A 22,655-nucleotide genomic window follows, 5' to 3' on the forward strand; every position below is an offset into this window, starting at 1 on the left:
TTCCTTTCAGTGGTGCTGGTCGAGCAACGCCGCCAGGTCGGTGAGGACCGGGTGGCGGGTGACGTCCTTGAGGGTGATCGCCCGGTCCAGGGCGATCGCCAGCTTCACGGCGGACAGCGAGGTGCCGCCGCGGTCGAAGAAGTGGTCCCGGCGGCCGATCCGGTCCGCGGGAATGCCGAGCACCTCGGCCCAGGCGGCGGCCAACCGCCGCTCGGCGGGCGTGTCCGGCGCACCGGAGTCGTCGGTGTCGAGCTCCTCTGCGAGCGCGGCGAGCGTCCTGCGGTCGGTCTTGCCGTTGGCGGTCAGCGGCAGCCGCTCCCGCCAGTGCACGACCGCCGGGACCATGTACGACGGCAGCGAGGCGGCCAGCTTGTTGCGCACCTCGTCGGCGCCCACCGGCTCGGGACCGGTGCAGAACGCCGCCAGCTGTGTACCCCGTACGACGACCACGGCGCCGTCGCGCACGCCGGGCACCCGCAGCAGCTGGTTCTCGATCTCGCCGATCTCGATACGGAACCCGCGGATCTTCACCTGGCTGTCCCGCCGGCCGAGGAACTCCAGCTTCCCGTCGGGCAGCCAGCGCCCGTGGTCGCCGCTGCGGTACAGCCGATCGCCGGGCCGGTACGGGTCGTCGGTGAACGCGGCCTTGGTGCGCTCGGGGTCGTTGACGTACCCCCGCCCGACGCACACTCCGGAGAAGACGATCTCGCCGGGCGCGCCCAGCGGCACCGGCACCAGGTCCTCGTCGACGACGTACACCCGCACATTCGCGATCGGCGGCCCGAGCGGCACCCGCTCCTGGTCCGGGACCCGGTCCATGACCTCGTGGTTGGTGTCGTCCGAAGTCTCCGTCAGGCCATAGGCGTTGACGAGCCGGATCCCGGGCATGGCGTCGAACCAGCGCTGCACCAGCTCCTTCTTGACCGCCTCCCCGGTGACCGACACACAGCGCAGGTCGGGCAGTTCGCGCGGCCGCTGCTCCAACTCGGCGAGCACGGCCTCGAGATACGACGGCACGACCTGCAGCACGTTCACGCGGCCCCGCACGACGGTGTCCACGAACCGCGGCACGTCCAGGATCGTCTCCTGCCCGACCAGCAGCGTCCGCCCGCCGACGAGCAGCGCGGCGACCAGCTGCCACAGCGAGATGTCGAAGCACTGCGGCGCGGTCTGCGCGACCGTCCGCCCGGCACCGATCCGCAGGTCGCCGATCTTGGCGAGGACGTGGTTGAGGAAGCCGGCGTGCTCGCACATCGCCCCCTTGGGCTCGCCGGTGGAGCCGGACGTGAAGTAGATGTACGCGAGCTGGTCCGCGGCGACGGGGATGCCCAGGTCGTCGTCGGCGTGGCCCTCGGCGTACGCGGTGTCGGCGAACAGCTTCCGGGCCGTCCGGCCGAGGTTGCCGTCGCTGCCGCGCTCGGTGAGGACCAGCTCGCAGTCGGCCCGGGCGAGGGTCCGTGCGATGCGGTCGGCAGGGAAGTGCGGCTCGATCGGCAGATAGACACCGCCCGCCTTGAGGACGCCGAGCACGGCGGCCGGCCAGTCCAGGTTGCGCTCCATCACCACCGCAACCACGCCCTCGCGGCGCAGCCCGCGCGCGAGCAGTGCCCGGGCGACGCGGTTCGCACGGGAGTTGAGCTCCCGGTACGTCCACTGCTGCCCGTCCTGCACGGCGGCCACCGCGTCGGGGTGCAGGGCCGCCCGCTGCTCGAACAGCTCGTGCACCCGCCGGTCCGGCAGCTCCCTCTCGGGGCCCGCCAACTCATCGAGCTGGAACCGGAGTTCGTCCTCGGACAGCAGGGTGGGGCGGTCGGGTTCGGCGAGCGCGGTGAGGTGGTAGCCGGCGATACGGGCGGCGGCCTCGGCGTCGAGGACGTCGGTGCGGTAGCGCAGCCGCAGGATGCCGTCGGCGACGCCCACGTGCAGTGCGGTGTCGTACTCGGTCTGCTCGCCGGTGAGCGCGGTCAGCACCCTGGCATGCGCGGCCGCAAGGTCGGGCGGCTGCACCGATGTGCCTTCCGGCAGCGGGACTTGGTACTCCGCGAGGCCAGGGACCGGGTCGAGCGTCCATCGCGGGATCGTTTCCATGAGTTCGGTTCCCCCTGTTGCTGTCATGCGTGCCGCGGCGCGACCGCCGGGTTCCCGCCCCAGTGCGCACCGGGCGGCATCTCCTCGCCCTTCATCAGGAAGGAGTCGGGTGCGAGTACGGCGCCGTCGCCCATCGAGACGCCGTAGTGGACGAGCGCTCCGGTGCCGAGCGTGCAGCCCGCACCGATCGTGATGTGCTCGGACTTGAAGGTGCCGTCCTCCTGCGAGTGGGCCTGCACCTTGGTGTGTGCGGCGAGCGTGCAGTCGTCGCCGATCGCGGCGAGCGTGCGCTCGGTGATGTAGCAGCCGTCGTCGAAGACCCGGCGGCCGAGGCGGACGCCCAGCAGCCGCCAGACCAGGTTCTTGAACGGCGTCCCGTTGAAGACGACGAGGTGGTTGTCGGGCACTTTCCACAGCCGCTCGTGCCACCAGAAGTACGGGTCGTAGATCGAGCAGAGCTTCGGCTGCAGCGGGCGGAACCGTCCGATCACCCGCTCCACCAGCACGTAGTAGCCGGTGCTGAACGCGAGGCCGGCCATCAGGGACGCGCCGATCACCAGACCGCCGAGGACGCCGTGGGTGCCGTACAGGTCGAAGGCGGCGAAGCCGATCATGCTGAGCACGAACCAGTCCAGCCAGCGCAGGAACAGGAACAGGCCCATCGAGCGCAGGTTGAAACGGTTCTTCCGGGCGAGCCGGCGGTGCAGTTCGGCGCCCTCGCGCAGATGGTCGAAGCGGGTGTCGCGCTCGACGGTGCGCGGAATCTCGAACGGAGGCGAGCCCAACAGGCCCACGCCCTCGCGGAGTTCACCGTCCAGCGGGACCATCACCTTCGTCGCCAGCAGACAGTTGTCGCCGGTGCGGCCGCCGCTGGGGTAGGCGATGTTGTTGCCGAGGAAGTTGTGCGGCCCGATCGTCGCGCGCGAGACGCGGAAGGACGTACCGGAGAAGTCGGCGTTCACGATGGACAGCCCGTCGGCGACCATGGTGCCGCTGCCCACGGTGGCCAGGTACGGCGTCTCGTGCTGGACCTCCGTACCGAAGTTGGAGCCGGTCTGCTCGACGTGCGAGAGCTCGTAGCCGATGGCCCGCAGGTAGGGGACGATGTACGAGCTGTCGCCGCACAGCCACTTGAAGAACTTGATGTTGGTCATACGGGCGATCGCGCGCTGCACCGAGTAGTGGAATCCGTAGAGCGGGTAGACCTGGTCCGGGCGCAGCAGCGGGCTCAGCGCGCGTGGGAGCAGGGATACGGTGGCGAGGCCGAGGACCAGGAAGGCGGCGTACGCGGCCAGGGAGAAGCCCAGTGCCTCGCTGTAGAACGCGGCCGAACCCAGGTCCTGGGTGCTCGGGTCGAGCAGTTTGTCGAGGGCCGGAACCAGCGTCAGCAGCAGGTACGTTCCGCCGACCGCGAGAGGGACGTAGACGACCAGCATCTGCAGCAGGCCCGCCAGGCCGTACGCCGTCCGGCGCAGGGTGGAGCAGTGGGCCGGGGGGATGCGGACGTAGTCGACGTCCGTGCGCTGGGCGGGCGAGCCGTGCCAGCGCTCGCCCGCCGGGACCGAGGCGCCGCCGTACAGGGCGGAGGAGTGGCCGAGCTGGGCGCCGTCGCCCATCGAGGTGCCGATGTCGAGGACGGTCTTCTCGCCGACATACACCTCGCGGCCGAGGGTCACGCGCCCGGTGTGGATGCGGCCGGCGTGGGCTTGGTAGCAGAGGAGGAAGGAGTCCTTGCGGATCACCGTGCCGGCGCCGACGGTCAGCAGGTCGGTGCAGACCGGCACCGAGTGGGACAGGATCGTGACGCCCTTGCCGATCCGTGCGCCGAGCGCCCGCAGGTACAGCACGTACAGCGGGCTGCCGGTGAACAGGATCATCGGGTTGGCGTGCAGCAGCGCCTTGACGGTCCAGAAGCGGACGTAGGCGAGGCTCCAGACCGGGAACTCGGTCTCCTTCCAGCGGCCGACCAGCAGCCACTTGGCGGCCACCGGCACGATGCACGCACCCGCGAACACCGCGGCGCCGAAGACCAGCGACCGCAGATAGACGTCGACGACCCCGTCCACGGCGGAGATCCACTCGTAGCCCCGGCCCATGACCAGCCCGGCGAGCAGGCAGTAGGCGGCGAAGACCAGGAACTGCAGGGCGCCGCACAGGAGATAGCGCGGGGTGCTGCCGGGCACCGGCGCGGGCGTCTCGATCCCGTCCGGCGCGGGGGCGGGGGCCGGTGCGGTGTCGAGGGCTGCCGCCAGGCTGCGGATCGTCGGATGGCCGTACACATCCTTCATCGAGACCGATGGCAGATCAGGGTGCTTCCGTACGCGGGCACAGAAGTGGGCCATGGTCAGGGAATTGGCGCCGAGATCGTCGAAGAAGTGGCTGTCGACCGGTATGTGTTCCTTGCTGACGACACCCGACAGAACCTCGGCCAGGACATTTTCGGTGCCGGTGTCGATTTTTCCCACCACGTGCGCTCCTTACAGGTTTTACAGGCTTTACGACTTTTGCGGCTTGCCCGGTTCCGACACCGACCGGGCTGTTGCCGGGCGCGGACATTCCGCCGCCCGGCGTGCACGCGAACGCGTCGTGCACATGTACGGAGAACATCCCGATCAGGGCGGGCCCGCGCGCCCAGTCCGCCCCCACGATGGGCGGCACAGCCCGGCCCGTGTCGCCTCGGTGGGCCTTTGACGGCGTACGCGTCAACGGGTACGGAGCTGGCATGAAAATTCCCCCGAGAGAAATACGGCGGAACTCCGCCCACTGTTCACAGCGGGGCGAAATTCAATAACATTGGGAAGCGGCGGGATTCGAGTTCAGAATGTTGCGGAAGTGTGTGAAGTGGCCGCGTGGAAATGACGCAGGGCGTCATGAACGGTTCAAGGGAATTTCGCCCATTGGCGATTTCCCAACCCAGAGGAGTTTTCGATCGGGGTGACGACGTGTGTCGTTTACAAAGGCGGCCGAATGAACACCCGAACGATCCGGCTAACGCGGACATGACAGAAAAATGGGTCGGATTCCTCCGGTGGTTGCCGCCCCGTTGCGGCCAGGTTTCCGCGGCGGCACTCCGACGAGCTGGGGGGACGGGGGATGAGTGCAGGCAGCCACGGCGGATACCTTTAGGTCGTGCAGCCAGCAAGTGAATCCCCGCAGAGCCCCTCCGGGCGTCTCCACAGGGCGCGTGCCCTCTATCGGAACGTCTCGAAGCGCAGGACTGCCTGGCTGCTGCTCAAGGACACCGTCAACTCGTGCATGGAGTACCGCATCCTGGGCCTCGCGGCCGAGGCCGCGTTCTTCACGCTGCTGTCCGTGCCGCCCCTGCTGCTGAGCCTGATCGGTCTGCTCGGCTACGTCGACGACTGGACCGGCGCCCACTCCATCGCCAGCCTGGAGAACAACATCCTGGAGGCGTCCCGCACCGTCCTGTCGGACAAGGGCGTCCACGAGATCGCCCAGCCGATCCTGCACGACGTGATGAAGGGCGGCAGACCCGACGTCATCTCCATCGGCTTCCTGTTCGCCCTGTGGTCGGGCTCCCGCGCCGTGAACGTCTTCATCGACACCATCACCGTCATGTACGGCCTCGACGGCGTCCGCGGCATCGTCAAGACCCGGCTGGTGTCCTTCGCGCTGTTCGTCGCGGCCCTGCTGATCGGCTCGGTCGCGCTGCCTCTGATGGTGGCCGGTCCCGACGCCGTGGTGAACGTGGTGCCGTGGTCGGAGACGGTCGTACAGGTCCTGTACTGGCCCGTCGTCATCGTCCTGTCGATCGTCTTCCTGACCACCCTGTACCACGTATCCGTCCCCGTGCGCTCCCCGTGGATCGAGGACGTGCCCGGTGCCCTGGTGGCCCTCGCCATGTGGGTGCTCGGCAGCTACCTGCTGCGCATCTACCTGACCAGCACGGTCGAGGGCCCCACCATCTACGGCTCACTGGCCGCGCCCGTCGCCGTACTGCTGTGGATCGGTGTGTCCGCGTTCGCCGTCCTCGTCGGGGCCGCGGTCAACGCCGCGATCGACCGGGTCTGGCCGGCCGCCGCGACCGCCGCGGCCCGCGCCGCGAACGAGCGGCTGCGCGAGGCGCAGCTGGCCGAGCACGTGGCCCGCACGGCCGCGGGCCACGAGACCGACGCCGGTGACCCGGACATGCCCTCGGAGTTCCCGGAGAGATGGTCCCGCTTCCTGCCGCCGGAGGACGTGACGTCACGCCTGCGGACACATGTGAAGAGCACACACCCGCCGCACAAGCACGAGGGCTCCTGAAGCGCCCCAAAGGGGCGCGGGGCCGTATCGATATGCGGCTCCGCCGCGTGGGCGCGACCAGCCACGGATCACCCGCAGCCAATACGCATCCCGCACCCCAACGGCGCTTTCTTTCATGCCTTCCATACGCCCGCCGCGGCAGCGTCCCGCACGAAGTCCCCGAAATCCCGCGGCGCCCGCCCGAGCACCTGCTGGACACCATCCGTAAGACGCGCATTGCGCCCGTCCAGCACCCCCTCGAAGACCTCCACCAGGAACTCCGCCTCCTGCGGCGGAACCCCGAACCCGGCCAGCGCCTCGCCGTAGGCACGCGCCGGAACCGGCGTGTACGTGAGCTCCCTGCCGCTTGCCTCGGAGATCTCCGCGACCGCCTCCCGGAACGACAGCAGCCGCGGCCCCGTCAGCTCCAGCGTCCGCCCGACATACCGTTCCCCCGACGTCAGCGCGGCCGCGACCACGTCGGCGATGTCCCGCACGTCGACGAACGGCTCCTGCACCTCGCCGGCCGGAAACACCAGCTCCCCCCTGCGCAACTCCTCCACCAGCGGCCCCTCGCTGAAGTTCTGCGCGAACCACGAGGCCCGCACGACCGTCCAGTCCGCGCCCGACGCCTTCAGCGCCTCCTCGGTCGCCAGCGCCTGCTGCTCCCCACGTGCCGACAGCAGCACCAGTCGCCGCACCCCGAGCCCGACCGCCTCCCGGGCGAGCGCCCGGACGCCCTCCGTGGCCGCGGGCATACCGACGTCGGACGGGTACACGAGGTACGCCGCATCGGCGCCCCGCAAGGTGTGCGCCCATGTCGTCGGCTCCTCCCAGTCGAAGCCCCGGGCGCGGGACGCGGCCCGCACGGTGAAACCCGCCGCCCGCGCCGCCTGTGCCACACGGCTCCCGGTACGCCCCGAGGCGCCGGTCACCACAACCGTCGTGTTCTGCGTGTTCGCTGCGTTGTCCGTCATGCCTCCAGTCAAGGGCGGGGCGCCCCAAGACCCCATCGCTGAACGGCTCATTCCCATACGCAGACGTCTACGCTGGCCGCATGGACGCTCTCGCAGGCCTCCTCGAAGGTCCCCGCGCGCGGGGCGCCTTCATGATCCGAGCGTGTTTCGAACCGCCCTGGTGCGTGCGCATCGAGGACCGCGCCCCGCTCAGCGTCATGCTGATGGTCCGCGGCGAGGCGTGGATCATGCCGGACGCCGGGGAGCGGGTGCTGCTGCGGGCCGGCGACCTCGCCATCGCGCGCGGCCTGGACCCGTACACGTGCGCCGACGACCCCGACACGGAGCCGCAGGCGCTGATCCTGCCCGGTGCGGAGTGCCGCTACCCCGACGGGCGTTCCCTCAACGGCGTCATGGACCTCGGCGTGCGGACCTGGGGCGACCGGCTCGACGGCTCGGCCGTGATGCTGATCGGCACCTATCTGTGGCAGGGCGAGGTCAGCGGGCGCCTGCTGGACGCCCTGCCGCCGCTGCTGACCCTCACCCCCGACGTGTGGGACTGCCCGCTCACGCCGCTCCTCATGGAGGAGATCGTGCGGGACGAACCGGGCCAGGAGGTCGTCCTGGACCGCCTCCTCGACCTGCTGGTCATCGCCGCGCTCCGGGCCTGGCTCTCCCGCCCGGAGGCGGCAGCACCGGCCTGGTACCGGGCGCTGGCGGACCCCGTGGTGGGCCGAGTGCTCCGCCTGCTGCAGGACGACCCCGCCCACCCCTGGACGGTCGCCTCGCTCGCGGCCAAGGCGGGAGTCTCCCGGGCAGCACTCGCCCGCCGCTTCACCGACCTCGTGGGCGAGCCCCCGATGACGTACCTGACCGGCTGGCGCCTGGCCCTGGCCGCCGACCGCCTGCGCGACACCGACGACACCCTCGAGGCGATCGCCCGCCAGGTCGGCTACGGCAGCGCGTTCGCACTGTCCAGCGCCTTCAAGAGGGTGTACGGGGTGAGCCCGCAGGAGCACCGGACGCGGGCGGCGTAGCCTTTCGTACGTGTACACGGAGAGGGCGTCCCGGCTGACCGGGGCCGTCGTGTGGACGAACACCCCGTCCGAGGCCGGAGTCGGACGCGTGCTCCCCGACGGCTGCATGGACCTGCTGTGGCACCAGGGCCGGCTGCTGGTCGCGGGGCCCGACACGCACGCGTACGTCACCGCGGGCGAGCCCGGAGTATGGGTGGGCGTCCGCTTCTACCCCGGCACCGCGCCCGCCCTCCTGGGCGTGCCCGCGCACGAACTGCGCGACCGGCGCGTCGCACTCGCCGAACTGCGGCCGGCCGCGGAGGTCCGCCGCCTCACCGCCCGCATCAACGCAGCTGCCGAACCGGCAAGCGGGCTCGAGGAGTTGGCGCTGCGACTGGCCGCGGACACTGAACCCCCCGATCCGCTGCTACGGCACCTCGTGACCGCCCTCGGCGAGGGCCGCCCGGTCGCGGCCACCGCCGACGAACTCGGCCTCGGCGCCCGCCAGTTGCACCGCCGCTCCCTGGCCGCCTTCGGCTACGGCCCCAAGACGCTGGCCCGCGTGCTGCGGCTGCAGCGGGCGCTGGGGCTGGCTCGGGAAGGGGTGCCGTTCGCGGAGACGGCGGCCCGCGCCGGGTTCGCCGACCAGGCCCATCTGGCCCGGGACGTGAAGGAGTTGGCGGGGTTGCGGCTCGGGGAGCTACTCGGCCGAGGGTAGCTGCGCGAACAGGTCGACGCCGTTGCCGTCCGGGTCGTGCACGGTCGCGTACCGCTGTCCCCAGAAGGCGTCCCACGGCTTGAGCTCGCCGTGGTACCCGGCGCCCACGAGGTCCTCGTACAGGGAGTCGACCTCGGCGGGCGTCGCGCACTTGAAGGCGAGGCCGACCCGGCCGCCACCGGCCGGCGGGCGCCACCCGGAGTGGAAGGAACGGATGGTGGCCTCGGTGTCCAGGGCGAGGACCAGCCCGCCGGGCAGCTCGGCATTGACATGCGGCTGGTCCTCGGAGCCCTCGGGGAAGACGAGCCCGAGGCGACGGTAGAAGGCGAGTGAGGCGGCCATGTCGGAGGCGACCAGGCCGATCACGGCGAATCGTGGAGTCATGCCGTCACCGTAGGCAGCACCCCGGCGGCCGGTCTTGAAGGAATCGGACACCCTCAGGCGAAGGTCACCGGCCCGTGAGGTGTGTCCACCGTGAACGAGAGACCCACCGGTCCTTCGGCCACGAGGAGCTCGACTCCGACGGCGGACAGCAGGGGGCGTAGCTCGTCGGGGTCCGGGGCGGTGGCGGACAGCCGGAGCAGCGGGGTGACGGGCAGCCCCGTCGCGGTCGGATGGGCCGAGGACCCCCAGTCGATGAGGAAGGGGACGAGACCGGACGGATGCGCTGTGTCGCCGTCGGTCAGCCGCCACTCCAGCAGCGTGCCGTCCGGCCGGCGCCGGCTCATCGGGCGCACCGCACCGGGGTCGTACCCCCGCGCCCGCGCCTCCGCGACCGCCGCGTCCAGGTCCGGCGGACTGATCGCCCAGGTCACCGTCCGTGCGAAGGCCAACTGGTCCACGTCGAACGGGCGAGGCCCCTCCGGCCCCGACTGCTCCGGATCGGGACCGACGATCTCCAGATAGCTGGAACCGCCCAGCGACACCAGGTAATTGCGGGTACCGAAGCCCACATGCGCACCACCGGGCGCAGGCGTCACACCGGTGCGCCGGGCGAAGTCGGCGACCGTCGCCGCGAGTTCGGGGGTCGCGAGGACGAGATGGTCCAGATACGAGGGAATGGCGTTCATCGCAGCCGAGGCTACGCAGCCAGCCGCCACAATGGAACGCCTGTGCGGCAGCGGGCCTTTTAGGGGGCCGGGGAACTGCGCGACCGGCCACGATGCAGCCGCAGACGAACGACGTACAGCGCCAATTCCGGCTGACGCTCAGCGCAAGCGTCCCGTACTGGCCCGCTCCACCAGCCGAGTGGACAACTCCGTACGCGTGCCCTCCGGGCGATCCCCCGCCATCATCCGCACCAGCAAGTGCAACGCCGTCGCCGCCATCTCCGACAGCGGCTGCCGGATCGTGGTCAGAGCGGGAGCGACCCAGCGTGACTCGGGCAGGTCGTCGAAGCCCACCACGCTGATGTCGTCCGGGACCCGCAACCCCCGTACGGCCAGGGCCTCGTACACCCCCAGGGCCATGTGGTCGGAGCAGACGAAGACCGCCGTCGGCGGTTCGGACAGGTCCAGGAGGTCCAGCATGCGGCGGTGCGCGACGCTCTCGTCGAAGCCGGCGTGCCGGACGTACTCCGGGCGGTGGCGGACCCCCGCCGACGCGAGTGCCGAGCGGTACCCGGCGACCCGGGCGCTGCTGCACATCTTGCGCTGGTGACCGGCGATGACGGCGATGCGTTCGTGGCCGAGCGAGAGCAGGTGTTCGGTCGCGGTGACCCCGCCCTGCCAGTTGGCCGCGCCCACCGACACCACGCCCGGCGGCGGTTCGAGGACCGGGTCGATCAGGACGTACGGGATGCGGTGCGTGTCCAGCCAGGCGTACTGCGACGGCGTCAGCTCGGCCAGGTTGAACAGCACCCCGGACGAACCGCGCGCGATCAGCTTGTCCAGCCAGCCGCGCTCCGGGCGCCCGCCACGGGTCCGGGTGAGTCCCGCCGAGACGACCACCTCCAGCCCCACGTCGTGCGCCGCCGCCTCCACACCCTGCAGCACCGCCCCCGACCAGGAACTCTCCAGCGAGTGCACGACCAGGTCGACCAGCCCCGGCACCTTCGCGGCGTCGAACCGGGGTCTGCGGACATAGCCGAGCCGGTCCAGTGCCTCGGTGACGCGGCGGCGCGTCTCCGGTGCCACGTCCTCCCGGCCGTTGACCACCTTGGAGGCGGTCGGCACGGACACCCCCGCCTCGCGGGCCACGACCGCCAGCGTCGGCCCGGCCGCCACGCTCGCACTCCCCGTGCGGACCATCGGGAACCACCTCTCCGGCCCGCCCGAGGGCCATGAAAAGTTTCGACCAGCGTGGAAACAGTAAGCGCTTCCTACACTAGGTTCACCGGATCACGTCGGGAAGAGGCCGGACTTCGCAGGTCTTCACGGTTTCGAACTTTCGAAACTTCGAACGCGGCGGCGGCCGCCGGTGGATGACGGCCAACGACTACCAGCAGATCAGCCGAAAGCCGGTGAAGTCGGCCGTGAACGCCGCGTCGACCAGGTCCACGGCATGGATACCGGCCATCGACCCGGTGAAACGGAGCTTGGATCCGTGGTCGTCGGAGAGCCTGCCGAAATCCAACGGCTCCCCGACCGGCACACGCACCCCGTCCCGCACATGCCAGAACCGCGCCTCGGCGCCGTCGACCGTCGCGCCCAGCGTCACGGGCGCGGCCTCGTCGACGTCCACGACCGCCACCGTCCGCGTGCTCCCCTCGTCGCGCTCGACGAGCCGGAGCACCCTGCGGCCGCCGCCCCGCCACTGCTGCCCGTGCTGTCCCTCGCCCTCGGGCTCCGCCCAGGTCAGGTCCAGGCTCAGATACGCCTCCGTGTTGTACCGGAGCACCAGCCCCGCGGCCTGCGTGAAGGTGCTGGGCCGTGCTTCCACGGTGACCTCGGCCTCCGCCCGGTGCTCCGTGATCCTCTGGGCCAGCAGACTGTGCGCCCACCGCGACTCGGGCCCGTGCCGGCCGCGCAGCCGGATCCAGCCCGGACGGCTGGTGACGTCGGCCCAGGACGGATCGGGGGCCGCGCGCAAGGTGCTCCACGGCCAGCCCAACGGCCCCTCGGAATCGGCGAGTTGGGGCGGCAGCGGCTCGGGACGGGTCGGTACGTCGACCTCGACGGCCGGATGCCGACCCCCGTGCGGCATCCTCGGCCAGCCGTCCTCGTCCCAGGCCACCGCCTGGACCGCCGTCTCCCGGCCCAGCGTGCACCGCGGGCCCTGAGGCGTCCGTACCGGGCGGGCGGTCAGGTGGCTGAGCACCCAGTCTCCGTCCGGAGTCTGCACCAGCTCCCCGTGTCCCGCCTTCTGCAACGGCAGCGACGGATCGTCCCGGCTCGTCAGCAGCGTCCGGTCGTCGAGTTCGTACGGGCCGGTGATCGCGCGAGCGCGTGCCACCCGCACCCCGTGCTCGAAGCCCGTGCCGCCCTCCGCCAGCACCAGGTAGTACCAGCCCTCCCGCCACAGCAACTTCGGCCCCTCGATCAGCCGTTCATGCTGCAGCAGCAAGTGGGCGCCACCGACCGGGTTCAGCGTCTCCCGGTCCAGCTCGGTCAGGACGATCCCGGCGAACCGGCGTCCACCCGGTCGGTGGTCGTTCTGCAGGTTGAGCAGCCACAGCCGCCCCTCGTGGTGGAAGAGCGCGGGATCGAAGCCATGGCTCGTGACCCGTTGCGGGGCTGTCCACTTGCCACTCACCTCGGATGGGGGTGCCCCCGCTCGAGCGAAGTCGAGAGTGGGGGACGTACTGACGTATGTATCGGTGTCGAAATACGGCGTCCCCACCGACCGAACGACCGAGTACACCACCCAGAACCGTTCACCGTCCCAGCTCAGCGACGGCGCCCAGATGCCGCCCGAGTCCGGCACGCCGGCCAGCGAGTCCCCGGGGGCGGCACCGCGCACATGGCCCGCGTACTGCCAGTGGGCCAGGTCTCGCGAACGGTGGACGGGGATGGTCGGGAACCACTCGAAGGAACTCGTCGCGACGTAGTACCAGTCGCCGACCCGGACCAGCGAGGGGTCGGGGGCGAAGCCGCGGATGACGGGGTTGTGCAAGTGCGTCACGTCAAGGCTCCTGAGGGGACGGTCACTTGAGGGCCCCCAGCGTCACGCCGGTCCGCCAGTAGCGGCGCATCGCCACCATCATGATCGCCATCGGCACGATGGACAGCAGGGCGCCGGTCAGCACCAGACTGGTCAGGTCGACCCCGGACTCGAGGCGTTTGCCGGACCAGTTGTACAGGCCGATGTTGAGGGTCCAGTTGTTCTCGCCGCGCAGCACGGTCAGCGGGAGGAAGAAGGCGTTCCAGGTGTTGACGAAGGCCAGCAGGAAGACGGTCGCTCCGCCCGTCGTCATCATCCGCAGCACGATGCTGACGAAGATGCGCAGTTCACCGGCGCCGTCGATACGGGCCGCCTCCAGCAGCTCGTACGGGATCGTGGCCTCGGTATAGACCTTCGCGAGGTACACGCTGAAGGGGTTGATCAGGCAGGGGATGAGCATCGCCCAGGGCGTGTCGACCATGCCGATCTGCGAGAACAGCAGATACAGCGGGAGCGTGAGCAGGGCGATCGGGATCAGGAACGAGCCGACCACGCACGCGAACACCAGGTGCCGGCCCGGGAACTGGAAGCGGGCGAGGCCGTAGCCCGTGGCGAGGGCGAGCAGGGTGCCGCCGAGGGAGCCGGCCCCTGCGTACAGGAAGGAGTTGGCGGTCCAGCGCAGGAAGATGCCGTTCTCGTAGGTGAACAGCTGGTGCAGGTTGTCCCAGAGGTGCCAGCCGGAGAACCACAGGCCGTTGCTCTGGTAGAGGCCGACGCGGTTCTTGGTGGCGGCGACGATCAGCCACCAGACGGGGAAGAGGCTGTAGACACTGGCCAGCGTCAGGCCGACGAGGAGGAAGCGCTGGCCGCCGCGTGACCGCGCCGCGGGGTCGGGCCGGGTGATACGGCGCACGGCGGCGGGCGCCTGCTTCGTGCCGTTGTCCGTCGTCAGCATCAGTCCGCCTCCTTTGAAGTCAGCCGGTAGAAGAGGAAGGAGGCGACGCCGAGGATGAGGGCGAGGAGCACCGACAGGGCGGCGGCGTAGTGGTAGTTGCCGGCGTTGAACGCCTGGTTGTAGATGATCATGATCGGGGTGAAGCTGTCGCTGACCGTCTGCGGGGTGATGTTCCGGAACAGCGCGGGTTCGTTGAAGATCTGCAGCATCTGGATGATCGACAGCATGCCGGTCAGGACCAATGCGCCCCGTACGTAAGGGATTTTGATGCTCAGGGCGATCCGCCGCTCGGAGGCGCCGTCGAGCCGTGCGGCCTCGAACAGGTCTCGCGGGACGCCCTGCAGTGCCGAGTAGATGATCACCATGTTGTAGCCGACGCCGTGCCAGGTGAGCAGATTGCCGATGGACGGCCACACCATCGACGGCGCGAAGAAGTTCCAGTCGAAGCCGAAGACCCTGCCGAGTGGGGTCAGCGGGCCGACGTCCGGGCTGTACAGGTTGATCCACACGAGCGCGGCGACCACGCCGGGGATCATGTACGGCACCAGGAGCAGGATCCGGAACCGGCCGGCGACCTTCGAGGTCAACGCGTCCAGGAACAGCGCCAGTACGAGGCTGATGAGCAGCATCACCGGGATCTGCACGCAGGCGAACAGCACCACCCGCAGCACCGAACCCATGAACGCCGAGTCGGTCACGCCCTGTTGGTAGTTGTCCAGCCCGGCGAACTTCTCCGTCGAGCCGCCGAGCCCCAGCCCGGACTGCTGCTCGCGGTACAACGACTGGTAGACCGCGTAGCCGATCGGGAGCAGATAGAGGAAGACGAAGCCGAGCTGGAAGGGCACCGTGAACGCGGCACCCTTCCAGCGCAGTGAGCGGATCATCGTTTCTCGCCCTCGCGGATCATCGATTCTCGCCCTCTGCCTCTAGCCCTTGACGCTGATGCCGCGGGACTTCAGGTCCTTGACCGTCCATTCCTGCATGTGCGCCAGGAGGTCGGTGACCTTCTCCTGCTTGCCCACGACCTTCGCCCAGCCGGCCTGCATCTCGGTGAACATGGCGGTCCAGTCCGGCCCGAAGGTCCAGTCCGTCGTGACGGTGTTCAGGCTGTCGGTGACCACCTTCTGGGCCGGCTCGTAGTTCTTGCCGAGCAGCTTGTCGGAGACCGCCTCGCCGACGTACGAGTTGCTGTCGGCGAGCGCCGGCATCACGCCGTTGCCGGTCGTCGGGCTCGCCATCGTCTTGACCGCGCCGGTGTTGGTGGACATCCACAGCGCGGCCTCGGCGGCCTGCTTGACGTCCTTGCACTGCTTGGTCACCAGCGTCACGCTGCCGGTCAGATTGGTGCCGGCCGGTGTCCTGGCCGCCTCGCCCTGGTACGTCGGCCACGGCGAAAGCGCCCATTTCCCGAAGGACTTGGTGAAGTTCTGCACCATGCCGGCCATCTGCCAGGTGGAGATCTGCCGGGTCGCGGTGCCGCCGTTGTCGTAGTTGCGCTGCACGGCCGCGTAGTCGGCGAAGGACAGCTTCGAGTTGAGGTCGTTGTCGATGATCTCCTGGATCACCTTCGCGGCCTTCAGGGTGCCCGGGTCCTGGAAGTCGACCTTCCAGGAGTTGCCGTCGATCGAGTACCAGTGGGCGCCGGCCTGCATGGCGAGCACCTCCAGGGTGCTCGGGTCCTCACCGGCGTAGTTGGTGATCTTGATGCCGTGCTTCTTCAGGACCTTGCCCGCGGCGATGAAGTCGTCCCAGGTGGCAGGGGGCTTGATGCCGTACTTGTCGAAGATGTCGGTGCGGTAGATCGTGAAGTTCGGCGCGGAGCTGGTGGGGACGCCGTAGCTCTTGCCCTGCACCTGTGCGCTCGCCCAGGAACCGGAGTTGAACTTGTTCTTGCTCGCCCCGACGTACTGGCTGATGTCGGCGAGCGCCCCCTGCGAGACCCAGCTGGTCACGTACTCGGCGGTGTTCTGCACCAGGCACGGCGCGTTGCCCGCCTTGACCGCGTTGGTCAGCTGCTTCTGCATGGTCAACTGGTCGGTGACCTTGGTGTACTTGAGCTTGACGTCCTTGTGCGAGGCGTTGAACGCCTTGGCGACGGCGTCCTGACCGTTGGCCCAGCCCCAGAAGGGGAGGGTGACCGGGCCCGACGACTTGGTGCCGTCCCCGGAGTCCGAACCGCCGCAGGCGGCGAGCAGACCACTGAGTGCGAGTCCCGCGACAGCGGCGTGGGCGAACCTTCTCCGGGAGCTGGTGAAGTTCATCTGACCGTGTTCCTTCGGAAGTTGGGCGTCTGGGAACGAGAAGACGGCGGCTCGGTGCAGGCCGGGAACGGCGGCCGGAATCCGTCGGCTCGCGGCTGAGGGGGGTCGGCCAAGCGGAAGCTGTAGTAAGCGGTTGCCGTGAAGGTAGGCCGACAGGTCCGGCCGTAGCAAGGGGTGTGCGCGAACTTATTGCGTCAGGGCGAGAAAAGCGCTGGTGGATGCAGGAAACCGGTTACGAAAACATCGCTTCCCGGGAGGCGCATCCGATCTGGGCATCCGTGTCCGGGGCAGCCGTGTCCGGTGCATCCGTGCCCGGTGTGTCAGCGCCTGGTCGACGGTGGCTGCACGGAGTTGCGTACGACGACATGGGTGCCCAGCACGAGGTGGTCGCCGTCGGCGCCCTTGCGGCGGCCCGCGCCGCCCTCGCGCCGGTCGGCCACCGCGCGCAGCGCGACGCGGCCCATCTCCTCGTACGGCACATGAACGGTGGTCAGTTGGGGCGTGAGCTGGGAGGCGAGCGGGATGTCGTCGTAGCCGACGATCGAGACGTCCTCCGGCACCCGCAGCCCGGCCGCGCGCAGGGCCTGCATGGCGCCCGCGGCGACCACGTCCGTCCCGGCGAGGACGGCCGTGAAGTCCGGCGTCTCGTGCAGGGCCGTCTCGACGGCGCTGTACCCGTGCTCGTCGTCGTACGGCCCGTGCCGCACCATGCCCGGGTCGAAGGGCACCCCGTACGCCTCGAAGGCGCGCTCGGCGCCCCTCAACCGGCCCTGGGCCGTGGTGAGTTCGGCGGGACCGGGCAGCACCAGGACCCTGCGGTGACCGGCCGACAGCAGATGGCTGGCCATCGCGTAGGCGCCGCCCTCGTTGTCGTAGTCGACCGTGGTGGCCGGGACGTCGCCCTCCAGGGGCGGCCTGCCGACCAGGACGAGATGGGAGCCGGCCGCGTCGAGGGAGCGGGCGAAGCGGGCCATGCGCAGCTGGTACTCGTCGTAGTCGTAGGCGCCGCCGAGCAGCACCACCGCGGCCACGCCCTGCTGGCGCATGAGGTTGACCAGCGCGAGCTCCCGCTCGGGGTCGTCGCCGGTGGTGCCGACCAGGGAGAGCCAGCCGCGCAGTGTGGCCGCGCCCTCAACTCCCTTGGCCACGTGGGCGAATGCGGCGCCGGTGATGTTGTTGATGAGGATGGCGACCGTCGGAGTACCGCCGCCGGCGAGGGAGCGGGCGTGGGCGTTGGTGACGTAGTCCAGGTCCCGGACCACCTTCATCACCCGGCGGCGCAGGTCCTCCGAGACGGGGTAGTTGCCGGACAGGACGCGCGACACGCTCGCGACGGAGACCCCTGCCCGCTCCGCCACGTCGCGGATGGTGGCCCGTCCGGCGTCACCGGACGCCTTGCGCTGACTCACCGCTGCGGCTCCTTCACCCTCACGACTGCTGCCCCGGCCGACGGGGAATGCGGCCCCTTGCCGTACGGCCGAAGACCGTGCCCCTGGCCGGTGCGGAAACCGTATCCCATTGTTTCTCCGAGGTGCCCGGCTGTGGATAACGGGGGAGGAGCGGCACGCGTCGGACGCGGGCGGAGAGCCCCTGTCCGAGCTCCGGCCGGGCTGTGGACACCGGCCCTCATGCGACCCGGGCCAGGTCCGAGTGCCGTACCTCATGGGCCGGTGGCAGGCCCGCGACCAGGCGTTCCAGTTCCTCCACGACGATACGGCCGAGACGTTCCAGCTCGTTGCCGAGCGAGCCCGCGATGTGCGGGGTGAGGAAGACGTTGGGCAGGCGGTAGAGCGGGGATCCGGCGGGCAGCGGCTCCGGTTCGGTGACGTCGAGGATCGCGTGCAGCCGGCCGGAGACCAGTTCGTCGGTGAGCGCGTCGGGGTCGACCAGGGCGCCGCGCGAGGTGTTGATCAGGACGCCGCCGTCCCGGACGAGCGCGAGCCGGCCGGCGTCGAGCATGCGGTAGGTCTCGGGGATGTCGGGAGCGTGCAGCGACACGATGTCGCTGTGCCGCAACAGGTCCTCCAGCGGCAGGAGTTCGGCACCGAGGGAGGTGGCCGTGGCGGGGCTGACGTAGGGGTCGTGGAGCAGGACCGTGAAGTCGAACGGCCGCAGCAGCTCCAGCAGCCGGCGGCCCACGCGCGAGGCGCCGATGATCCCGATCCGGCGGCCGACGTTGCCCGTGCGCGCGGTCTCGGCGTCGGTCGGATAGGCGTGGGTGGTGCGGAACCGCTCGCGGTGGACGAAGGTGTCCTTCCCGGCGAGCAGGATCATCGCGAGGGTGTACTCCGCGACCGGCAGGGCGTTGCCGGTCACCGCGCTGCACACGGTGATCCCGCGCTCCCACAGGGCCTCGCCGACCAGGGAACGGACCGAGCCCGCGGCATGCAGGACGGTGCGCAGGCGGGGCGCCGCGGCCAGCACGCCGGCGTCGAGGCTCGGGCAGCCCCACCCGGTGATCAGCACTTCCGTCCGGGCGAGGGTCTCCGCGGCCGCCGGATCGGCGAAGTCCCGGACGACGAACCCGGGGTCGAGGTCGGACGCCTGCTTCAGCCGGGCCATGAGCGGCGGGGGGAAGAGCAGCGGGAGGTGCACCGGATCCATCGCGAACACGGCCCTCGGCGGCTGGGGGTTGGGCATGGCTCTCCTGAACGCTGGACGACTTGGCTGGACGACTTGGCGGGACGAGACGGGGGCGGAAAGGAGGATGCCACCCCGTAGGAAACTGTTTCAGAAAGCGCCTTCTACCGTAGATCTGCGGTGAAGCGGCGGTCAATCGGTCGGAAGGGTGGCTTGTAGGCGGCCCTCTTCGGGGAGCTGCGGCCCGAGCTGCGGCCCTTGATCCTGCTCTGGGCCGAAATCGGTTACTGCGGTTTCCCGGAGCGGGACCACGCCGCAGACCCGATTCGGCAACCGGTTGCCGCTCCGACCAGCACCGTAGCCACTTGAACCCCCTGCGCCCGGCGGACCCACTGTTTTCGAAAGTTCGTCATGCCTCTTGACGTGCCGTGCTCCCGGACGGAAGCTCCGTGACACCGTGCAGCAACCGGTTCCCGAAACATTCGCACGCCGCATCCATCCCCCGTCGCGTGCTCCGACTCCCGTCATCCATCTCAGCGAAGAGAGTGGGTAGTTCATGCACTCCCAGGCCGGTGCTCCCGTGAGCCGCCGCCGCTTTCTCGCCCTCTCGGCAGCCGGTGCCGCGGCCGGTGCGGTCTCACTCAGCGGCTGTGCCCTGCAAGTGGCCGGTGCCGCGACCGGCGGCGGCGAGAGCGTCACGATGATGGTCAAACTCGACGACGTCTCCGCGGACCTGATCAAGCAGGTGCAGAAGGAACTGGGCATCAGGATCACTGTGGTGCAGGACGACATCACCCGGCTGATCGCGATGCTCACCAGTGGAAACCCGCCGGATCTGGTGCGTGGCATCGGCGCCCTCGACGCGCCGTACTTCGCCGCCCGTGGCGTGGCCGAGAACCTGGACCCGTACTTCGCCAGGTCCACCGTCCTCAAGGCCGACGACCTGGCGCCGGCCAACGACCTGTGGCGCTACGACGGGAAGACCCAGGGCAGGGGCCCCCGCTACGGCATGGCGAAGGACTTCTCCCAGGACGCGATGTTCTGGTACAACACCGCCCTCTTCGACAAGGCGGGCGTCGACTACCCCTCCGAGACCGAGCCGGTCACGTTCGAGGAGTGGCTGGACAACGCCAAGCGTCTGGTCCAGCGCAAGAACGGCCAGACCACGGTCTACGGCGGCAGCTACAACGGTCTGGGTCTCGGCATCCTCTTCACGAACCTGACGGCCGCCGCCGGAGGCAGTCTCTTCACCGAGGACTTCAGCCGCGTCGACTTCACCACCCCCGAGGCGCGCAAGGCCCTGACCTGGTATCTGGACTACGCCAGGACCAAGGTGGGGCCGAGCCTCATCCAGCCCAACCCCGACGCCTGGGACGGGCCCACCTATGTCGCGAACCGCATGGCCATGTCCGGCAGCGGCTACTGGCTGGGCGGAATGATCAACGCCGAGCCGAAGGTGGCGAAGGTGTCCCGCCTGGCCCCCGCCCCCGTCTTCGAAGGCGGCCCGCGGCTCAGCTCCTGTCAGGGCGCCACGGGCATGTGGATGCCGAAGAAGGCGCGCAACAAGGACGCCGCCTGGCGGGTCTTCGAGTGGTTCTTCGGCGAGGGACCGGCCGAGGCGCGCGCGGAGGGCGGCTGGGGGATACCGAGCCTGAAGTCGCTCCAGCCGCTGATGCCGCACAAGGAGGACTACCAGAAACGCGTGCTCAAGGTGCAGGAGGCCGAGTTGAAGCACTTCTCGGTGACTCCCTTCACCCCCTACATCAAGTGGGACGCGCTGGAAGCCCTCATCAACCAGGTCATCCCGGCCGCGATGAACGGCCGGATCTCCGTGGACACCCTCGCGGGACGTCTCAACTCGGTCGTCAACGAGCAGATGAAGCGCGGTAAGGAGCAGGTGGGATGACAGTCGGTCAGATCTCCGAAGCCGCGCAGCGGCCCCGGTCCGCCGCGCGCACCGGCTCCGCCCGCTCCGCGGACCTGCCCCGCGGCTCGATGACGGCACGGCGGCACCGCGCCTTCTACATGTTCACCTCGCCCTGGATCATCGGGTTCCTGCTGCTGACCGTCGGCCCCATGGCGTACGCCCTGTGGCTGAGCTTCACCACCTTCGACGGCATCTCGCCGCACTGGCGCTATGTCGGGCTCGGCAACTACCGCGAGTTGCTCTCCGACCCGGTGACGTGGGACTCGCTGAGCCGCGCGGGCGTGTTCGCCATCACCTCCGTACCGCTGTCGATCATCGCGGGACTCGCCCTCGCGGTCCTGGTCAACCGTCCTCTCAAGGCGCGCGGTGTGTTCCGCACCCTGCTCTATCTGCCGGCCGTGGTGCCGCCGGTGGGCGCGGGGCTCATCTTCAAGCAGCTGTTCAACCGGGACTCGGGTGCCGCCAACGGTGTCCTGAACATCTTCGGCGTCAACGCCGTCGCCTGGCTGGACGACCCGTACGCCCGCTACGTGATCCTGATGGCGGTGCTGTGGGCCGCCGGAAACGTCATGATCATCTCGCTGGCGGGTCTCCAGGACGTGCCCCGCGAGCTCCATGAGGCGGCCCGGATCGACGGCGCGAGCGCCTGGCGGACCTTCCGCAGCATCACCGTGCCGCTGCTCTCACCGGTCCTGCTCTTCCAGGCCGTGACCGGGATGATCGCCTCGGTGCAGACCATCATGCCGCTGCTGATCGCCGCCGACGCCACTCCCAAGGGCGTCACCGCGATCCCGCAGACCAACTACATGTACATGATGCACGTGTTCGCCGAGTACTTCGCGCTCGGCCGCTACGGCTACGCCTCCGCGCTCCTGTGGGTGCTCTTCGTCCTGATCCTCGTCGTGACCGGACTCATCTTCAAAGCCACGTCCGGCGTGGTGTTCTACAACGTCGACCCGGAGGCCGAGAAGTGACCGCCGCGACCATGACGCCGAAGACCCCCGACTCCGCGACGCAGGTGCGGGTGCGCGCATCCCGCCTGGTCCTCTACACCGTCCTCGTCGTGATCACCGGCCTGATGCTCGGCCCCTTCGGCTGGCTGGTCGTCACCGGCCTGAAGACCACGCCCGAGCTGGCCGCGTCCCCGGTGCACTGGCTGCCCGACAAGATCCAGTGGCACAACTTCGCCGACGCGTTCACCCAGATCGACTTCCTCGGCTACGCCCGCAACTCCCTGGTCATCTCGCTCATCTACGCCACCCTGGTCTCCCTCAGCTCCGCCTGGGTCGGCTTCGGCTTCGCCCGGCTGGGCGCCCCCGGCAAGAAGGTCCTGTTCGGGGTGCTGCTCGGCTCGATGATGCTGCCGCAGATGATCACGCTCTTCCCGACGTACCTCATCTTCGCGAAGCTCGGCATGGTCAACACCTACTGGCCCTGGGTGCTGTGGGGGCTGGCGGCAGCTCCGTACCTGGTCTTCCTCTTCCGGCAGTTCTTCGCCGGGATGCCCCGGGAACTGGAGGAGGCCGCCATCGTCGACGGCTGCGGATACGCCGGGATCTTCTGGCGGATCTTCCTGCCGCAGTCCTGGCCGGTGCTGGCCGCGAGCTTCGTGATCGCCTTCACCTGGAGCTGGGGCGACTTCATCGCCCCCATGCTGCTCCTGTCCAGCGACCGCACCACGCTCTCCGTCGCCCTCATGACCTCGTACGTCACTCCGGGCGGACTGCCCGTCAACAACCTCCTGGCCGCCGGCTCGGTGATGTACGTGGTCCCGATTCTGCTGATCTTCCTCGTCGCCCAGCGCGGCTTCGTCGCCGGAATGTCCACCACCGGCCTCAAGTAACCGGCCGCAAGCAACCTCTCGTACC

At 69.7% G+C, this 22,655-nt stretch carries 18 protein-coding genes; 6 read left to right on the forward strand and 12 right to left on the reverse strand.

What is annotated here, in order from left to right; all coding sequences use genetic code 11:
• Window positions 1-6: 6 nt before the first annotated feature.
• Window positions 7-2,088 (reverse strand): amino acid adenylation domain-containing protein, encoded by a 2,082-nt coding sequence (locus tag ACFY10_RS10385; protein ID WP_390664633.1) that lies wholly within the window; start codon window positions 2,086-2,088, stop codon window positions 7-9.
• A gap of 23 nt (window positions 2,089-2,111) precedes the next feature.
• Entirely contained in the window at window positions 2,112-4,553 is a 2,442-nt protein-coding gene (locus ACFY10_RS10390; protein WP_390664634.1) for a Pls/PosA family non-ribosomal peptide synthetase, read from the reverse strand.
• Window positions 4,554-5,217: 664 nt separating this feature from the next.
• On the opposite strand from ACFY10_RS10390, the gene ACFY10_RS10395 reads away from it, so the two are divergent.
• Window positions 5,218-6,354: a YihY/virulence factor BrkB family protein gene (locus ACFY10_RS10395; protein ID WP_390664635.1), complete on the forward strand. Its 1,137-nt coding sequence runs from the start codon at window positions 5,218-5,220 to the stop codon at window positions 6,352-6,354.
• A 113-nt stretch (window positions 6,355-6,467) separates the two neighbouring features.
• Here the strand turns inward: ACFY10_RS10395 and ACFY10_RS10400 are convergent, their stop codons facing one another.
• Window positions 6,468-7,310: an NAD(P)H-binding protein gene (locus ACFY10_RS10400; RefSeq protein ID WP_390664636.1), complete on the reverse strand. Its 843-nt coding sequence runs from the start codon at window positions 7,308-7,310 to the stop codon at window positions 6,468-6,470.
• An 80-nt stretch (window positions 7,311-7,390) separates the two neighbouring features.
• Between ACFY10_RS10400 and ACFY10_RS10405 the strand changes: the two genes are divergently transcribed.
• The gene (locus ACFY10_RS10405; RefSeq protein ID WP_390664637.1) at window positions 7,391-8,326 is read left to right on the forward strand and encodes an AraC family transcriptional regulator; all 936 of its coding nucleotides are present in this window, start codon (window positions 7,391-7,393) and stop codon (window positions 8,324-8,326) included.
• Between the two features lie 10 nt (window positions 8,327-8,336).
• The gene (locus tag ACFY10_RS10410; protein WP_390664638.1) at window positions 8,337-9,023 is read left to right on the forward strand and encodes a DUF6597 domain-containing transcriptional factor; all 687 of its coding nucleotides are present in this window, start codon (window positions 8,337-8,339) and stop codon (window positions 9,021-9,023) included.
• Here the strand turns inward: ACFY10_RS10410 and ACFY10_RS10415 are convergent.
• The 9 genes from ACFY10_RS10415 to ACFY10_RS10455 all read right to left on the reverse strand — a co-directional run bounded on the left by ACFY10_RS10415 (window position 9,006) and on the right by ACFY10_RS10455 (window position 18,920).
• Complete coding sequence (locus ACFY10_RS10415; RefSeq protein WP_390664639.1) at window positions 9,006-9,407, reverse strand: VOC family protein; 402 nt, start codon at window positions 9,405-9,407, stop codon at window positions 9,006-9,008. The genes ACFY10_RS10410 and ACFY10_RS10415 overlap by 18 nt on opposite strands.
• 53 nt (window positions 9,408-9,460) lie before the next feature.
• Window positions 9,461-10,093, reverse strand: a complete 633-nt coding sequence (locus tag ACFY10_RS10420) for a VOC family protein (RefSeq protein ID WP_390664640.1) — start codon at window positions 10,091-10,093, stop codon at window positions 9,461-9,463.
• Between the two features lie 138 nt (window positions 10,094-10,231).
• Window positions 10,232-11,272 (reverse strand): LacI family DNA-binding transcriptional regulator, encoded by a 1,041-nt coding sequence (locus tag ACFY10_RS10425; protein ID WP_390664641.1) that lies wholly within the window; start codon window positions 11,270-11,272, stop codon window positions 10,232-10,234.
• Between the two features lie 187 nt (window positions 11,273-11,459).
• Complete coding sequence (locus ACFY10_RS10430; protein ID WP_390664642.1) at window positions 11,460-13,085, reverse strand: family 43 glycosylhydrolase; 1,626 nt, start codon at window positions 13,083-13,085, stop codon at window positions 11,460-11,462.
• Window positions 13,086-13,107: 22 nt separating this feature from the next.
• Window positions 13,108-14,019, reverse strand: coding sequence for a carbohydrate ABC transporter permease (locus ACFY10_RS10435; RefSeq protein ID WP_390664643.1), 912 nt, complete (start codon window positions 14,017-14,019; stop codon window positions 13,108-13,110).
• Window positions 14,019-14,903, reverse strand: a complete 885-nt coding sequence (locus tag ACFY10_RS10440; RefSeq protein ID WP_390664644.1) for a carbohydrate ABC transporter permease — start codon at window positions 14,901-14,903, stop codon at window positions 14,019-14,021. The genes ACFY10_RS10435 and ACFY10_RS10440 overlap by 1 nt, the downstream gene beginning before the upstream one ends.
• Before the next feature lie 42 nt (window positions 14,904-14,945).
• A complete protein-coding gene (locus tag ACFY10_RS10445) occupies window positions 14,946-16,280 on the reverse strand; it encodes an ABC transporter substrate-binding protein (RefSeq protein ID WP_390664645.1) in 1,335 nt (444 codons plus the stop codon).
• Between the two features lie 320 nt (window positions 16,281-16,600).
• Complete coding sequence (locus ACFY10_RS10450) at window positions 16,601-17,689, reverse strand: LacI family DNA-binding transcriptional regulator (protein ID WP_390664646.1); 1,089 nt, start codon at window positions 17,687-17,689, stop codon at window positions 16,601-16,603.
• A 217-nt stretch (window positions 17,690-17,906) separates the two neighbouring features.
• The gene (locus ACFY10_RS10455; protein WP_390664647.1) at window positions 17,907-18,920 is read right to left on the reverse strand and encodes a hydroxyacid dehydrogenase; all 1,014 of its coding nucleotides are present in this window, start codon (window positions 18,918-18,920) and stop codon (window positions 17,907-17,909) included.
• A 496-nt stretch (window positions 18,921-19,416) separates the two neighbouring features.
• Here ACFY10_RS10455 and ACFY10_RS10460 point away from each other — a divergent pair, with 496 nt between their 5' ends.
• From ACFY10_RS10460 to ACFY10_RS10470, 3 genes are read left to right on the forward strand one after another with little or no spacing between them, the layout of a single operon-like run.
• Window positions 19,417-20,766 (forward strand): extracellular solute-binding protein, encoded by a 1,350-nt coding sequence (locus tag ACFY10_RS10460; protein WP_390664648.1) that lies wholly within the window; start codon window positions 19,417-19,419, stop codon window positions 20,764-20,766.
• Entirely contained in the window at window positions 20,763-21,761 is a 999-nt protein-coding gene (locus ACFY10_RS10465) for a carbohydrate ABC transporter permease (RefSeq protein ID WP_390664649.1), read from the forward strand. Before ACFY10_RS10460 ends, ACFY10_RS10465 begins: the two co-directional genes overlap by 4 nt.
• Before the next feature lie 11 nt (window positions 21,762-21,772).
• The gene (locus tag ACFY10_RS10470; RefSeq protein WP_390664929.1) at window positions 21,773-22,630 is read left to right on the forward strand and encodes a carbohydrate ABC transporter permease; all 858 of its coding nucleotides are present in this window, start codon (window positions 21,773-21,775) and stop codon (window positions 22,628-22,630) included.
• The last annotated feature ends 25 nt before the right edge of the window (window positions 22,631-22,655 follow it).

This window comes from Streptomyces sp. NPDC001401 (assembly GCF_042895385.1).
GTDB lineage: Bacteria > Actinomycetota > Actinomycetes > Streptomycetales > Streptomycetaceae > Streptomyces.

Coding starts and splice junctions, on each gene's coding strand:
- ACFY10_RS10385 (WP_390664633.1), bottom strand. CDS start 2,088: ATGGAAACGATCCCGCGATGGACGCTCGACCCGGTCCCTGGCCTCGCG.
- ACFY10_RS10400 (WP_390664636.1), bottom strand. CDS start 7,310: ATGACGGACAACGCAGCGAACACGCAGAACACGACGGTTGTGGTGACC.
- ACFY10_RS10405 (WP_390664637.1), top strand. CDS start 7,391: ATGGACGCTCTCGCAGGCCTCCTCGAAGGTCCCCGCGCGCGGGGCGCC.
- ACFY10_RS10415 (WP_390664639.1), bottom strand. CDS start 9,407: ATGACTCCACGATTCGCCGTGATCGGCCTGGTCGCCTCCGACATGGCC.
- ACFY10_RS10420 (WP_390664640.1), bottom strand. CDS start 10,093: ATGAACGCCATTCCCTCGTATCTGGACCATCTCGTCCTCGCGACCCCC.
- ACFY10_RS10425 (WP_390664641.1), bottom strand. CDS start 11,272: ATGGTCCGCACGGGGAGTGCGAGCGTGGCGGCCGGGCCGACGCTGGCG.
- ACFY10_RS10435 (WP_390664643.1), bottom strand. CDS start 14,019: ATGCTGACGACGGACAACGGCACGAAGCAGGCGCCCGCCGCCGTGCGC.
- ACFY10_RS10440 (WP_390664644.1), bottom strand. CDS start 14,903: ATGATCCGCTCACTGCGCTGGAAGGGTGCCGCGTTCACGGTGCCCTTC.
- ACFY10_RS10445 (WP_390664645.1), bottom strand. CDS start 16,280: ATGAACTTCACCAGCTCCCGGAGAAGGTTCGCCCACGCCGCTGTCGCG.
- ACFY10_RS10455 (WP_390664647.1), bottom strand. CDS start 18,920: ATGCCCAACCCCCAGCCGCCGAGGGCCGTGTTCGCGATGGATCCGGTG.
- ACFY10_RS10460 (WP_390664648.1), top strand. CDS start 19,417: ATGCACTCCCAGGCCGGTGCTCCCGTGAGCCGCCGCCGCTTTCTCGCC.
- ACFY10_RS10465 (WP_390664649.1), top strand. CDS start 20,763: ATGACAGTCGGTCAGATCTCCGAAGCCGCGCAGCGGCCCCGGTCCGCC.
- ACFY10_RS10470 (WP_390664929.1), top strand. CDS start 21,773: ATGACGCCGAAGACCCCCGACTCCGCGACGCAGGTGCGGGTGCGCGCA.